The sequence below is a fragment of the Pedobacter sp. GW456-11-11-14-TSB4 genome, from assembly GCF_059424425.1.
Genome location: NZ_JBWKZK010000001.1, coordinates 1,334,974 through 1,348,887, shown reverse-complemented (window position 1 = coordinate 1,348,887; position 13,914 = coordinate 1,334,974). Strand labels below are relative to the sequence as shown.

General features: G+C 34.8%; 14 protein-coding genes. 3 read left to right on the top strand and 11 right to left on the bottom strand.

Annotation, left to right across the window (positions count from 1 at the left end):
- Nucleotides 1-19: 19 nt before the first annotated feature.
- Nucleotides 20-661: a GIN domain-containing protein gene (locus AC07XU_RS06095; protein ID WP_494942728.1), complete on the bottom strand. Its 642-nt coding sequence runs from the start codon at nt 659-661 to the stop codon at nt 20-22.
- Between the two features lie 714 nt (nt 662-1,375).
- On the opposite strand from AC07XU_RS06095, the gene AC07XU_RS06090 reads away from it, so the two are divergent.
- Nucleotides 1,376-4,273, top strand: coding sequence for a DEAD/DEAH box helicase (locus AC07XU_RS06090; protein WP_494942727.1), 2,898 nt, complete (start codon nt 1,376-1,378; stop codon nt 4,271-4,273).
- Nucleotides 4,274-4,341: 68 nt separating this feature from the next.
- On the opposite strand, the gene aat is transcribed toward AC07XU_RS06090, so the two are convergent.
- A complete protein-coding gene (gene aat / locus AC07XU_RS06085) occupies nt 4,342-4,995 on the bottom strand; it encodes a leucyl/phenylalanyl-tRNA--protein transferase (protein ID WP_494942726.1) in 654 nt (217 codons plus the stop codon).
- 686 nt (nt 4,996-5,681) lie between these two features.
- On the opposite strand from aat, the gene AC07XU_RS06080 reads away from it, so the two are divergent.
- Nucleotides 5,682-6,050, top strand: a complete 369-nt coding sequence (locus tag AC07XU_RS06080) for a YccF domain-containing protein (RefSeq protein WP_494942725.1) — start codon at nt 5,682-5,684, stop codon at nt 6,048-6,050.
- 77 nt (nt 6,051-6,127) lie between these two features.
- Here AC07XU_RS06080 and AC07XU_RS06075 read toward each other — a convergent pair whose 3' ends face one another.
- A complete protein-coding gene (locus tag AC07XU_RS06075; protein WP_494942724.1) occupies nt 6,128-6,526 on the bottom strand; it encodes an META domain-containing protein in 399 nt (132 codons plus the stop codon).
- Nucleotides 6,527-6,536: 10 nt separating this feature from the next.
- A complete protein-coding gene (locus AC07XU_RS06070; RefSeq protein WP_494942723.1) occupies nt 6,537-7,511 on the bottom strand; it encodes an App1 family protein phosphatidate phosphatase in 975 nt (324 codons plus the stop codon).
- Between the two features lie 58 nt (nt 7,512-7,569).
- Here AC07XU_RS06070 and AC07XU_RS06065 point away from each other — a divergent pair, with 58 nt between their 5' ends.
- Nucleotides 7,570-8,463, top strand: coding sequence for a diacylglycerol/lipid kinase family protein (locus AC07XU_RS06065; protein WP_494942722.1), 894 nt, complete (start codon nt 7,570-7,572; stop codon nt 8,461-8,463).
- Here AC07XU_RS06065 and AC07XU_RS06060 read toward each other — a convergent pair.
- From AC07XU_RS06060 to trpC, 7 genes are all read right to left on the bottom strand, one after another.
- Nucleotides 8,423-8,827, bottom strand: a complete 405-nt coding sequence (locus tag AC07XU_RS06060) for a hypothetical protein (protein ID WP_494942721.1) — start codon at nt 8,825-8,827, stop codon at nt 8,423-8,425. The two genes, AC07XU_RS06065 and AC07XU_RS06060, sit on opposite strands and share 41 nt — an antisense overlap.
- On the bottom strand, nt 8,828-9,481 hold the full coding sequence (locus AC07XU_RS06055) for an energy transducer TonB (RefSeq protein WP_494942720.1): 654 nt from the start codon (nt 9,479-9,481) through the stop codon (nt 8,828-8,830). It lies immediately after the preceding gene.
- A gap of 8 nt (nt 9,482-9,489) precedes the next feature.
- Nucleotides 9,490-10,200 carry a peptidoglycan DD-metalloendopeptidase family protein gene (locus AC07XU_RS06050; protein ID WP_494942719.1) on the bottom strand — a complete coding sequence of 237 codons (711 nt, stop codon included), beginning with the start codon at nt 10,198-10,200 and terminating at the stop codon, nt 9,490-9,492.
- Nucleotides 10,201-10,290: 90 nt separating this feature from the next.
- Nucleotides 10,291-10,929 carry a PAQR family membrane homeostasis protein TrhA gene (trhA, locus tag AC07XU_RS06045; RefSeq protein ID WP_494942718.1) on the bottom strand — a complete coding sequence of 213 codons (639 nt, stop codon included), beginning with the start codon at nt 10,927-10,929 and terminating at the stop codon, nt 10,291-10,293.
- Nucleotides 10,919-11,308 (bottom strand): 30S ribosome-binding factor RbfA, encoded by a 390-nt coding sequence (gene rbfA / locus AC07XU_RS06040; RefSeq protein ID WP_494942717.1) that lies wholly within the window; start codon nt 11,306-11,308, stop codon nt 10,919-10,921. The genes trhA and rbfA overlap by 11 nt, the downstream gene beginning before the upstream one ends.
- Nucleotides 11,309-11,451: 143 nt before the next feature.
- On the bottom strand, nt 11,452-12,651 hold the full coding sequence (gene hflX, locus AC07XU_RS06035) for a GTPase HflX (RefSeq protein ID WP_494942716.1): 1,200 nt from the start codon (nt 12,649-12,651) through the stop codon (nt 11,452-11,454).
- Between the two features lie 434 nt (nt 12,652-13,085).
- Entirely contained in the window at nt 13,086-13,868 is a 783-nt protein-coding gene (gene trpC / locus AC07XU_RS06030; RefSeq protein ID WP_494942715.1) for an indole-3-glycerol phosphate synthase TrpC, read from the bottom strand.
- Nucleotides 13,869-13,914: the final 46 nt, after the last annotated feature.

Genomic DNA, 13,914 nt, shown 5'->3' with positions numbered 1-13,914 from the left:
TCACCTTTGGTCTTTCTACTTACTTCGCTAAATCTTCAGCATAACCAATACTTTCTAATGTTATTTTTTTAGCAGGCATAGCTTTTGCATAAACTGGTGCAATACTATTTACGTTAGAGCAATCTGCTTTAAATTGGGTTAAATTTAAGTTTGCTTTAGCACCCATGCTGGCGTATAAATCTGTTGTATAACCGCTTAAATTTAAAATGGCATCATCTTTTACAACGGTAGTTAGGCTAACTGTTGACGCATTAAGATCAGCTTTTGCTTTGCCGGTTAAGACCACATTTAAACTTAAGAAATTTACTTTTCCTAAAGTTGATATAGTTACATTATCTGCTGCTTCAATTATAGAAAGATTACGTACATAAACTGCAACAGTTAAAGTTTCTTTCTGAAAAGAGCTAATGCGTAAAACACCGTCTTGTTGTTGTACCAATGCATTTTTAGCATAGTAACTATCGTACACTTTAACACTCTCTACTGGCGCTTGAACTAAGATCAATTCAACATTACCTTTTACTTCAATTTTGCTAATGTTTTTTACTTGATTTAACACGGTAACTTGATTAGATTTTACATCTGTAGATGCGAATGCTGAACTACTTAAAACCAATACTGATAATGCTGCTGCGAATAAATTTTTAATAGAAGTTTTCATGACTTTAATATTTTATGTGATTGTTAATCTGTTATTTATATTTTGTTTTTCTGCAAGCACCTTGCTGGCAGGTTTCGTATATAAGACTGCATCACATTAAAAAAGTTGCATCAGATTTGGCTGTTTTAGACCACGTGTAAGTAACTCACGACCAACGGCTGTAATTATTCGACGAACTGGGTGAAGAAATTGGTTCAATGGTTCATTGGTTCATTTGTATTATTTGTATCATTGCTTTTATTAGAAAGATTAACATTTGAAAGTGAATGGAGGAGTAATCCTTGGCAAAACCTGTCCTGCTATCCGCTTAACTCCATTTCATTACGTGTTCGCTACTATCAGGCTTATAAACGAAGGTGGGAGAATGGCGGTCTTACTTTACGCAAGCAACCCTAAATAGCAGCACAACACTTTTTCTATAAACTGGATTGAAGTGATATCCTTTTGAGTTTTTCACGAAAAAGATTTAACGGAAAGCCAGATTACCTTTGTTTATAACGAATTACATTGCTTTTCTGATAAATAAATTTAGCTTTTTGAACCACAAAAAACAAAAGCTACTATTTGGAAAATAGCAATCAACCAATTAGTTAATGAACCATTGAACAAACAAAATTTTCATAAACATTCTTTAGGTGTTTGAACACTCAACAAAATACTGTAAGTTTAGAAATTTTTAGATGCTTACCTTTTCTTTCTTTTAGCCCATAACCAATGTTACGCGTAAACAGTTCATCCCCTTGCAAAATTGTATACTCTTTGTGCAAACATGAGTTTTTTGGCTATTTAATTGAACCTCACATTGTTCAATTAAATCCGCAGGGCGATTTCTCTTTAACTTATCAACGCCTATTTACACATACCGCTAAAGAATTCAGCAAACATTTAACAGAAGTTGATTTTAAGCTCATCAAAATATTAGATGAGATGGAGCAAGATTACATCATTAAAAAATACCATAAAAAAGCCATCAGACCTTTTGAGTTTTTCAGCAAATTTTTTGATGAGAAATTTTACGAAAACGTTCGCCCTAAAATTGAAAAAAAACTGACGGAGGTTTTAGAAATTTTGAAGGACAAAGATGGCTTATATTTAATGGATAAAGATGGTTGGCCGGCAGAACGAAAACTAGAATTAGCTACCGAACCTGCAACTGTGCTATTCCATTTTAGAAGAAACGAGGTTGAAACCAGGTATTTTCCAACTATAAAATATGAAGGTTTACGCATCGATTTTATGTTTAAAGATGCTCAGGTTGTTTGTAATCAGCCTGCTTGGTTATTGTTGAACGATGTACTTTATTTCTTCGAAAAAGGGGTTGAAGGAAAAAAATTCATTCCGTTTTTAAATAAACGATATATTGCCATACCAAAAGCAACTGAAGAAACTTATTTCGAAAAATTTGTAGCTCCGCTAATTGAAAAGCACCATGTATATGCAGAGGGTTTTGAAATTAAAACTGAGAAACATGAAGCAACACCTGTAATAAAAGTGATTTATGTTGATGGTGGAATTTCTCAAATTCAGCTGTATTTTAAATATGGACAATATGCTTTTGCGATGGGCAATGAAAGCAAGGTTACTGTTCGTTTAAGTAAAGATGAAGACAACTACACTTTTACCCGCATTAAAAGAAATAGCGATTGGGAAAAAGAGAAATTTAACTTTTTGCAAAGCTTAGGTTTAAAGAAAATTTCGGCTATTTTTCATCATTTAGAATTACCTAATTTAAGCGAAAATGACAATCCATCCTATGCAGTTATCAATTGGGTAAATGAGCATATAGAGGTTTTGCAAGAGAAAGGATTTGAAATTGAGCAGGCTACAAGTAATAAACGTTTTGTTTTTGGTGCCAATAAAATTGATTTTGAAATTAAGGAAGATAATGATTGGTTTGATATAAATGCGATTGTTTACTTTGGCATACATCCTATTCCTTTTATCGCTTTAAAACAACACATCCTTCATAAAAAGAGAGAATTTGTTTTGCCAGATGGCGATATTGCGATTATACCTGAAAAATGGTTTACGCAATACAGCAGCATATTTAGTTTAGCTGATGGCACTAAAAACCTGAAACTTAAAAAACATCATATTGGTTTAATAAATGATTTGGCTGAAGATAGTTTAGCCAACGTAACCTTAGATAGAAAACTACAACGATTAAACGATTTTGAAGATATTGCAGATACCGCAATGCCTGTAAATTTTAAAGGAGATTTACGCCATTACCAAAAAGCAGGTTACAATTGGTTTAGCTTTTTACGTGAGTATAATTTTGGTGGTTGTTTGGCTGATGATATGGGCTTGGGTAAAACCATACAAACTTTGGCTATGCTGCAAAAGTTAAAGGAAGAAGATGAGCAAAACGATACGCACAGCACATCGCTGATTATTATGCCTACTTCTTTAATTTACAACTGGCTAAATGAGGCTAAAAAATTTACGCCTAAACTTAAAATTCATTCTCATACAGGTACTTTTAGAAACAAAGACATCAGCCTTTTTGATAAATACGACTTAGTGATTACCACTTATGGTGTTACCAGAGTTGATGCAGAAATTATTAATAAATTTTATTTTAACTATATCATTTTAGACGAAAGTCAGAATATTAAAAATCCTTCATCAAAATCTTTTAAAGCAGTAAGAATGCTTAAATCTCGCCATAAATTGGTTTTGAGCGGTACGCCTGTAGAAAACTCTGTAGGCGATTTATGGACGCAATTAACCTTCTTAAATCCAGGTTTATTGGGTACACAGTCATTTTTTAATGATGAATATGTACAAGCAATAGAGAAGCGAAAAGACGAAGAAAAAGCTAAAAAGCTCCAAGCCATTATTAAACCTTTTGTTTTGCGTAGAACAAAAGAGCAAGTTGCGGCTGAGCTGCCTCCGAAAACCGAGCAGATTTACTATTGCGACATGAGTGAAGATCAAGCTGCAGAGTACGAAAAAGTTAAATCGGCTTACCGAAACGATTTAATGAAAGAGATGGAAAACGGTGGATTAGCGAAAAAGCAGGTTCAATTACTACAGGGTTTAACGGCTCTAAGGCAATTGGCAAATCACCCTGTGATGGTGGATGAAGATTACAGCTCTGACTCTGGTAAATTTGAAAATGTAATGCACACCTTAGATAGTGTTTTAAAAGGCGGACATAAAGTGTTGATCTTTTCTCAATTTGTAAAACACTTGTCCATTTTTAAAGATTGCTTTGAAAAACAAGGTATTCCATATGCTTATTTAGATGGAGGAACTAAAAACCGTGGAGAAATTGTAGCAGAATTTCAGGAAAACAAAGACTTAAAAGTTTTTTTAATCTCCATTAAAGCTGGTGGCGTTGGTTTAAACTTAACCCAAGCAGATTATGTGTTTATTTTAGACCCATGGTGGAACCCAGCGGTTGAGCAACAAGCTATTGACAGAACCCATAGAATTGGCCAGGATAAGAAAGTTTTTATTTATAAATTCATCTCAAAGGATACTGTTGAGGAAAAAATATTAGCACTGCAAAGACGTAAGAAATCATTGGCCAACTCATTAATTACTACCGAAGAAAGTTTCTTTAAGTCGTTAAGTAAAGATGATATTAGGGAGTTGTTGAATTAGATGTAAGAAGTGAGATTTGAGATTTGAGACTATGCTCAAAGTAAAGCAATTCCATTTCAAAGCTATCCCTATCTTGCATCTGAGGGATTTAGTGGGTTCAACATCTCCAAATATTCTTCCCTGCTAATCATTACCGCACCTAAACTCATTAAATGATCATTTGGTAATTGGCAATCGATCAATTTAAAACCCATGTTTTTGGCTAGGTGAATCAACGCAGTTTTAGAGGCATTGCTAACATGGCTAAACATGCTTTCTCCGCAAAAAACTTCTCCTATTTTAATGCCATACAAACCACCAACAAGTTTATTGTGTTGCCAAACTTCCACGCTGTGGGCTAAACCATTTTGATGCATTTTTAAATAGGCTTTTTGCATATCATCGGTAATCCAAGTACCATTCTGACCAATGCGTGGTGTTTTAGCGCAATTTTCAATTACTTTATCAAAAGCTTTATTTACGGTTACTTGAAAGGTATTAGCGTTTAAAACCTTTTGCATACTCTTGCTTATTTTAAGCTGAGCTGGAAAGATTACGCAACGCTCATGCGGAGCAAACCAAAGTATCGGATCACCTTCGCTAAACCAAGGGAAAATGCCGCTTTGGTAGGCCAAGGTTAAACGCTCTTTACTTAAATCGCCGCCAATAGCCAACAAACCATCAGGCTCTGCCAAAGCGGTATCCGGAAAAATGATTTCATCATCAAGTAACCTAAAAATCATGACGCAAGTATAAGGGTTGTATCAGAATTAAAAACTACAAAATTTAAAAAGAATTAAAATTGGCAGTTTCGTCATGCTCAGCTTGACTGGGCATCGTAATGCGTTTAATGGGAGATCTGAATTAACCTCTTATTGCATTACGATTCCCGTTTTCACGGGAATGACGACCGCAAAAAATATTATTCTGCCAAGCAATCTTTAAAATCAATTCTGATACAACCTCCTTGGTTTACTTCTTTTTTAAGATAAAATATTTTACTGGATTGCCTTCATCATACTTTAGGGTATAAGCTTCAAAAAGTTCGTAACCATAATTCCTAAGCTTGTTTACACAATCTATTAAAGAATTAAACTCTAAATCTTTTCCATCATCATCTTTAATTACTGCATCTGTTCTAGGAAATTCAACTTTTTGTCCATACTCTAAACTGATGAAAATTTTCTCCCCTAGGTAACGCCTAAATTCGGAAATTTCGATGTACTCAGCACGGATTTCACTTAATCTAACTCCATTTACAGTTTGAGCCTTAACTTCAGAAAAAGCAAGGCATGCGGCAATAGCCGAAAAAATAATTAATTTTTTTAGGTTTTTTGTGTGTATACCAAATTACACAAATACCTGTATGAACGAAGCCTTAAAATAAAATTTTTATGTAACAATTAAGTAATTAGCAACTCTTAAAAACATGAGTTTTTTAGGCAATATCATTTGGATCATTTTCGGCGGGATATTTATTTTCTTCCAGTATATTTTTGGCGGTTTGGTTTTGTGCTTAACCATTGTAGGTATTCCATTCGGCATACAATGCTTTAAATTTGCCATTGTTGGTTTGGCTCCATTTGGCGTTAAAATCACAGACACTTCATCAAATATTGGTTGCTTATCAACCATCATGAATATCATTTGGTTAATTTTCGGTGGGATTACCATTGTGTTAACTCACCTCCTATTTGGCTTGTTGTTTTGTATCACCATCGTGGGTATTCCTTTCGGTTTACAACATTTTAAATTGATGAACTTGGCTTTTTCTCCTTTTGGTAAGTCTATTAATTAGCAAATAATTACACAGAGATATTGTTAGCATTTTTCACTTAAAGATCCTTCGACTACGCTCAGGATGACACGAAGCTACTATCCTTTACTAAAAACCATTAATAGTTTTCCATCTTTTAATAGCTGAAGCTTGCCATCTACTATTTTAAATGAATTGGTGCTTCTCAAACCTTCTTTATACTTTCCTTCTGCTTGTCCAACATCTTCACAAAACATCATCGTGCCAATTAACTCGCTAAATTTTATAGTTTCTCCGGTTATAGCCACTATTCCTCCAAATCCATTACAAAAAGATTTGCCACTTACTTTATTATCGGCAGCAAAAACTAAAGTTGCTTTCTTCGTAGTATTGGGCATGGTTTCATTAGGCCATTCGGTTAAAACCCAACTTGTACCTTCAATATTGGTAATACCTGTTTTTACGGAACAAGCTTGCAAAACAATTGCGGTCATAAATAATAAAACTAATTTCTTCATGATGTTAAATTTAATCAATTAATCCGATTTTTTTGGAGTGTTCTATCGCACTCGTGCTATCTTTAAACAAACAAGTAGCAATTTGTTTTGCTTCTATTTTGGCTAGTAATGCATTTGTTTCTTCAACTTTAGATTTTCTAACGTTTCTGATATAAACTGCAATAATATTTTTGTGGTATTTTTCTGTAATCTTTTGGTAAATGGCAGGATCTTGCTGAGAGTTATCTCCAAAAAAAACAAACTTCTGATTTGGGAAGGCATCTAAAATTCTCAAAATCCTAATCAATTTCCCTTCATGCCCGGTTTTACCAGTTCTAAATAAGCTTTTCCATCTTTTTAATTGGTTCAATAAAAAAGTACCTTCTGGAAGTTCCTTATATCTAAAAGTTTCCACTAAATAATCGTACAAATTCCATTCGCTGCTAGATACATAAAAAAAAGGATTTGGCTGATCTGCTTGTGTATGTGCGTTTGCTAATGCTTGATAATGATTTTTTACTGCCGGAAAGGTTTTTCTGGTACGTGGATTCTTGATAAAAAGTTGACGCAATCTGCGGTATATTTTAGCCGAATGAGAAACCATTACCGTATCATCAATATCAGAAATAAAAGCATACTGCGTTTTGTGTGGTACGTAAATTTTACCTTCGCCAGCAACCACAACTTCATTGTTATCATTTAAAGCAGCTACTTTTACATCGTGCCAACCTGCAGCAATTTCTTTATCGGCCTTCCATTCGAATTTAAAAAAACCATCGTATTCTGTTTTTTGATAAATAACCTGATCATAAAACGATAACCTCACAGTGGTATTTGCTGCCGGCTTTACCACAAAAAGTTTAAACAAATGAACAATATTTACAAATAAATTTGTGCTAAAATTTTGCTTGGTTTTGGCCTTAAAACTAAACACATGCCCATAAACAACTAAGTTATGTGTATGTCCGTAGCCATGGTATACTTGTACTGAAGTCGGATTAATCATTATAATTAAAACAGACTTGAGCATCAGTTGTTTGTAAAGGGTTACAAATAAAACTAACGTGAAATCTAAAGCTCAAAAATTGCTCTTTATCGTCAATCCAAGTTCTGGTAAAGGGGAAATTAACTTTAAGCAAGAAATAGAAAAATTCTTTGCTCAAAAAGCCGAAACAGCAGAAATTTTTGAACTGCCCAAGAAATGTTCAATAGACAAAATAAAATCGACTATTGAAAAATCTAAAGCTAATCGAGTAATTGCCGTGGGCGGCGATGGAACATTAAAATTAGTTGCCGAATGTTTGTTAGGAACTGAAACACCTATAGGTATTATCCCGGCAGGATCTGCAAATGGCATGGCAAAAGAATTAGGCATCCCAGAAGATTTAGATGAAGCTCTGGAATTAACCATAGCTGGCAAGCCACAGCAAATTCACGCTGTTTCCATCAATAGTGAGCTGTGCATACACTTAGCGGATATTGGTTTTAACGCTTATATTGTTAAAAAATTTGATGAGCTACCTACTCGTGGAATGTGGACTTACGCTAAAGCTGCATGGCATGCATTCTGGTATCACCGCAAAATGGATGTTGAATTTACAATTGATGGCAAAACTGTAAAACAGAAAGCAGCGATGGTTGCCATTGCAAATGCAAGAGAATATGGAACAGGCTTTGTAATAAATCCTGACGGAAAGTTAGACGATGAACTTTTTGAAGTTATCATTGTAAAAGACTACGCCGTAATGGAAATTTTAAAAATTTGGGCTACTAAATTACCTTGGAATCCAGAAAAAATTGAAAGTTTTCAAACCTCAAAACTAAAAATTAATGCCAAACACAGGGTACATTTTCAGGTAGATGGAGAATACTATGGCAGGGTTAAAAGTATTGAAGCAAAAATTATCCCAAAGGCAATTAGTGTAATTGTTGGGCCCTCGTTTTTAGATGAGCTTTAACAGTTAAATAAAGCCTAATAAACTCACCAACCATGCACACTTTAAGTAAAATATTAAACCAATGATCTTCAAAATTCTCTAAAGCTTCCGGCAGTAAAGTGATAAATCCCAAAGTAAATATCCATAAGTACAGCCTAAAAGGAAATTGAATATAGTACAATATAAAACCGAATTTTTTAGCTAGCCATAAGCCTATCACACCAGCTAAAATCAATAAAAACATGGGGAACATTAATAAGGCAGACAATTTTTCTGATTGCTGAACAATTTCTTGGTAACGTTGTGTAATGTTCCACAACTGCATACCTAACAAAACCAAAGAAAGAACATCTAAAAGAGCGAAAGAACGTAATAGTAGGCGCATTTATTTACAGTATTTATCGAGCATGTCTTGAGCTTTATCAGAGCCCATGTATTTCACAAAGTTAAACTCTTCACAAGCTCCTTGTTTATCTCCTTGCTTAAGTTTTTTTAATCCGGCATTTACTCTTTCATCAAGATATTCATCATCTATTCCTAACTGATTTTTAATTTGTTTTACTTTAAATTCATCAGCAGGATTAAAAGTTCCTTTCTCTTTATTTTGATAAAAATTGGTAATTACGTTGGTGAGCTCTTCATCATCCTTATAAGCCTTAATGGCCAAAGCAATATCTGCTTTACTTTTCCTATCGCAATCGTAACCAGTTAAGGTAAAATTTACAGGCACAATTAACAGCGAAGCGGTATCATGCGTATCTGGAACAGACCATTGTCTACTGCTCATTCTAACTAATCTCAACGCTTCTTTATCTAAATCGGTACCAACGCCAGAGGTAACTGTAGAATAATAAACTTCGCCTTTGGCATTTAATTTAAAGCCAACATTAACTAGTCCTTGTATGCAATTATGCTTAGAGTAAGGCGGATAAATGATATTATTTTTAATAAAATTAGGCAATCCTTCCTTTATTTCTGGCTGTTGTGCAAAAGCCGAAATGCTGATAAAAGATAGAATTATTGCTGCTAATTTGTACATAACTAAATTTACGTATTTTTTGGCAAAGCCGATGTAAAAGTATGTTTTAAAATTAAAGCTGGATCTGCACAATTCTGCAGAAACACATCACGTTTAGAAAACTGACAAACACCGGGATAATCGCCTTTCATACCTTGCATATCAAACATCAATTGAAAATGCAAATGCGGTGGCCAATAACCATTTTCTTCTTTAACGCCAAAGGTGGCAAATTGTTTCCCCGCTGGGATAAATTGACCTTCGGCTAAGCCTGATAACGATGCTAAACTTAAATGCCCATATAAGGCGTAAAACTTCAAATCTTCAATTTCATATTTTAAAATTATCGTTGCTCCGTAATCACCATAGTTGTCGTTAAATTTAAAACTATGTACAGTAGCATCGTAAAAATTGTAGATGGGTGTTTCGGCTGGCCCCCAAATATCTGTACCCAAATGTAACCTGCGTGGCTCTTCTAACGTATCAAAATGTTCGCTTCTGCTATAAATGGTTCGGTGTTCGTTGTAACCGCCAATTCCGTACTTGGCATTTGCGTTTGCTAGTTTGTTACTTACCCAAAGGGAAAAAAGATCAGTATCTGCTAAAATTTCTGGAGTTAATTCTTTGTTGTTGGCTGTAAAATCTAAGGATAATAATTGATCTGTTGTTAGATTAAAATCAACAATTTTATGGATTATCTCGTTTGCCGCGAAATTTTGAAGTTTTTGTAAATTAAACATAGATTTTTTTATTCTATTTTTTTCCTGAAGTAGAAAGGATCTCTAAGGCAATTAATTTAGAGATTCCTCGCAAGCTCGGAATGACAAAACTTAAATATTAAATACGTAAACGTAATTGTAAATAAAATGTGCTAAAGCTCCAAAATTTACAAAAACATGCCACAGCTCATGACTGTGAAAAAACCTGTTCATTGGTTTATCTTTAGCATAATAATAGGTGCCACCAACGTAAAATATACCGCCTAGAATTAGCCAAACAATTGCGGCTATCGGCAAGGTTTGCAACATTTTTTGTAAAAACGGAATAACCAAACACCCCATTGCAATATACAAACCTGTAGAAATTGCCTGATTTTTTAAGCGGTTAAAAATTTTAAGCAAACAGCCAATTAAGGCGATAGACCAAACCAAGCCAAACAACAACCATCTTAGCCAACCATCAAAAATAAGAAGTGCTGTTGGTGTAAATGAACCTGCAATCATAAGGTAGATACAGCAGTGGTCAAACTTTTGCCAAAACCGAATGCCGTAATCTGTTTTAGGTACGCTATGGTAAACCGCACTTACCCCAAATAAAACAATGATACCTATTCCGTAAATATACGCGGCCATATATTCCAAATAGGTATTCGCTTTTTGCAGCAACAAAAACAAACCTGGTATTGCCAATAAAGCAGGTATTACATGCGTAATAAAGTTACCAGGTTCGCGAACGTATTTATTGTTCATTTGCTTCTTCGTCTCTTTGTTCTTGAGTACGTTCTTTTGCTATTTTTTCAAAAATTTTATCCATGTGCTCTACATATTCATTGGTATCATCAATAAAAAAAGTAAGCGTTGGTATAACCCTAGCTTGGTGACGAATGCGAGAACCTAACTTATATCTAATTTCGCTCGAGTGTGAGTTAACAGTAGCCAAAGACAAACTCGTATTATTGGTATTTAAAAAACTCAAATATACTTTTGCTACCGCCAAATCTGGCGAAACACGCACTTTTGTAATGGTAACTAGCGTATTTGGCAAATAAGCAGATCCTTCTCTCTGAAAAATAGCGGCAAGTTCTTCCTGTAATAATCCTGCAAACTTCTGTTGTCTTTTACTTTCCATAATTTTATCATTTGTCATCCTGAGCTTGTCGAAGGACAATTCAAAGGATTTATTTTATCAATATTACTAATCTGTGCTCAATTAAATAAATTAAGCTGTCGTTTCGACAAGCTCAACGTGACACGGCTTTAATTTATCTCAAGCTAATACAATAACTTGTCGTACGGAAAACGAGTTACGTGAATATCTTTAACTTTCTCGTACAACAATTCCTTAAACTCTTCTACATTCTCTTTTTTAGTGGCCGATATAAAAATTGCCGGAGCATTATTATGCGCCATCCAAGTCTTTTTAAAATCTGTCAAAGTTAATGGAGCAGGTTCTTCATCCTCCAAATTAAACTCATCACGTTCTGGAGTAACGTAAGCATCAATCTTATTAAAAATCATGATGGTATCTTTATCTCTCGCCCCTAAATCGTTCAAAGTTTCATTAACTGTATGTATCTGATCTTCAAAATTTGGATGGGAAACATCTACCACATGCACCAAAATATCTGCTTCCCTAACCTCATCTAAGGTAGATTTAAAACACTCTACCAAATGGTGAGGCAGTTTTCTAATAAACCCAACCGTATCCGATAGTAAAAAAGGCAAATTCTCAATTACTACTTTGCGCACCGTGGTATCTAAAGTTGCAAACAATTTATTCTCTGCAAAAACATCAGATTTGGCCAACATATTTAAAATAGTGGATTTACCAACGTTGGTATAGCCTACCAAAGCAACACGAATTAAAGCCCCTCTGTTTTTACGTTGCGTTTCGTTCTGCCTGTCAATTAATCTTAAACGTTCTTTAAGTAGCGAGATTTTGTCCAAAATTAAACGTCTATCCGTTTCGATTTGCGATTCACCCGGACCACGCATCCCGATACCCCCTTTTTGACGCTCCAAGTGGGTCCATAAACGTGTTAAACGAGGTAACAAATACTGCAATTGCGCCAGTTCTACTTGCGTTTTTGCCTGTGCGGTTTGCGCTCTTCCCGCAAAAATATCCAGAATTAAATTACTTCTATCTAAAATTTTAACTTGTAATTCTCGTTCGATATTACGCAGTTGTGATGGCGATAATTCATCATCAAAAACCACCATATCAATCTCTTCAGCTTTAACGTAAGCCTGTATTTCTTCCAATTTACCGGTACCCACAAATGTTGCCCTATCAGGTTTTAACATTTTTTGAGTAAAGTTTTTTTCTACTTTTCCGCCAGCTGTATCAACCAAAAAAGCCAATTCATCTAAATATTCTTTAGTCTGTTCTGGTTTTTCGCCAGGCGTAATTACCCCAACAAGCACAGCACGTTCTTGCTTCAGGGCAGTATCATAAGTTTTCTGTTTTCCCATGTGTTATTTACAAAGATACAAAAACTAAATTCGTTTAGCTTTTCACTTACAAAACCTTACGCTCAGATTAATGTTTGATTTTTTTAGAAAAGCAATTGAAGTGAGCTATCGGATTATTCAGTCCTGCACTTCATTACAAGTCCTCCCCGCCGCGGCGGATTGCGGGCTTTTCATTTCGTTCAGGTTTGTAGACATAAAGCTTTTGCAACTATGGATGGTTTGCTAAGTCTGTTAAAAATAACCACATAAAAACATAGGTTACGTAGGATTTTAGCTGTGCCTACTGTGCGCCTACCTGCCTGCTGGGCCTTGCTAGTGCGAGCTTGTAGCTCGTATAAAAAATTAACATCAAAGCCCGAGCTACAAGCTCGAACCAGCATCTTGCCTTATAGAATTTTACCTATGTAAACTATGTGCCTATGTGGTAAAAGTAGTTAAAGTTGTGCTACAAACTCTTCTATCGCCTTTCCTGGATCATCGGTTTTCATGAAATTTTCTCCAATTAAAAAACCTTTGTACCCTACCGCTTTTAGTTCTTTAATCACTTGCGGATTATCAATTGCACTTTCAGAAATTTTTAGAAACTCATCAGGTATTTTATTTACCAAATCGAATGAAGTTTGAATGTTCACCGTAAAATCCCCCAAGTTTCTGTTGTTTACGCCAATGGCATCTAAATTAGGGCAAATTGATCTTTCCAGCTCTGCTAAATCATGTACTTCTAATAAAACACTTAAACCTAAACTTTGCGCTAACTTGCCAAAATCATTAATTTGTTGTGGCGTTAAAATAGAAGCAATTAATAAAATAATATCTGCACCCCAAGCTTTGGCTTCCAAAATCTGATATTCATCAATCATAAAATCCTTCCTTAAAATAGGGATTTCATTTACTGCTCGTGCTTTTAATAAATCATCGGCTTTGCCACCAAAAAAATCTGTGTCTGTTAAAACAGAAAGTGCCGATGCACCAGCAAAATTGTATGCATGTGTTACTTGCGCAACATCGGCTGTGCCATTAATTAGCCCCTTAGAAGGTGAGCGTCTTTTGAACTCCGAAATAATTCCATTCCTGTTTTCATCCAACAAAAAATCTTTGAAAACTAATGGCTGGCGACTAAAACTTGGGTAAGCTTCTAACTCAGCAACTGAAACTTTTTGTTTAGCTAAAGCAACTTCTTCTAACTTACGAACAACGATTTTATCGAGTATATTCATTTTTTATATGTTATTGTCATTCCGAGGAACGAGGAATCTCTATAAA

Excerpts from the sequence above, each read along its gene's own strand:
- AC07XU_RS06075 (WP_494942724.1), bottom strand. The coding sequence starts at position 6,526 with ATGAAGAAATTAGTTTTATTATTTATGACCGCAATTGTTTTGCAAGCT.
- trhA (WP_494942718.1), bottom strand. The coding sequence starts at position 10,929 with ATGAACAATAAATACGTTCGCGAACCTGGTAACTTTATTACGCATGTA.
- rbfA (WP_494942717.1), bottom strand. The coding sequence starts at position 11,308 with ATGGAAAGTAAAAGACAACAGAAGTTTGCAGGATTATTACAGGAAGAA.
- AC07XU_RS06050 (WP_494942719.1), bottom strand. The coding sequence starts at position 10,200 with ATGTTTAATTTACAAAAACTTCAAAATTTCGCGGCAAACGAGATAATC.
- AC07XU_RS06060 (WP_494942721.1), bottom strand. The coding sequence starts at position 8,827 with ATGCGCCTACTATTACGTTCTTTCGCTCTTTTAGATGTTCTTTCTTTG.
- AC07XU_RS06090 (WP_494942727.1), top strand. The coding sequence starts at position 1,376 with ATGTTACGCGTAAACAGTTCATCCCCTTGCAAAATTGTATACTCTTTG.
- trpC (WP_494942715.1), bottom strand. The coding sequence starts at position 13,868 with ATGAATATACTCGATAAAATCGTTGTTCGTAAGTTAGAAGAAGTTGCT.
- AC07XU_RS06095 (WP_494942728.1), bottom strand. The coding sequence starts at position 661 with ATGAAAACTTCTATTAAAAATTTATTCGCAGCAGCATTATCAGTATTG.
- aat (WP_494942726.1), bottom strand. The coding sequence starts at position 4,995 with ATGATTTTTAGGTTACTTGATGATGAAATCATTTTTCCGGATACCGCT.
- AC07XU_RS06070 (WP_494942723.1), bottom strand. The coding sequence starts at position 7,511 with ATGATTAATCCGACTTCAGTACAAGTATACCATGGCTACGGACATACA.
- AC07XU_RS06055 (WP_494942720.1), bottom strand. The coding sequence starts at position 9,481 with ATGTACAAATTAGCAGCAATAATTCTATCTTTTATCAGCATTTCGGCT.
- AC07XU_RS06080 (WP_494942725.1), top strand. The coding sequence starts at position 5,682 with ATGAGTTTTTTAGGCAATATCATTTGGATCATTTTCGGCGGGATATTT.
- hflX (WP_494942716.1), bottom strand. The coding sequence starts at position 12,651 with ATGGGAAAACAGAAAACTTATGATACTGCCCTGAAGCAAGAACGTGCT.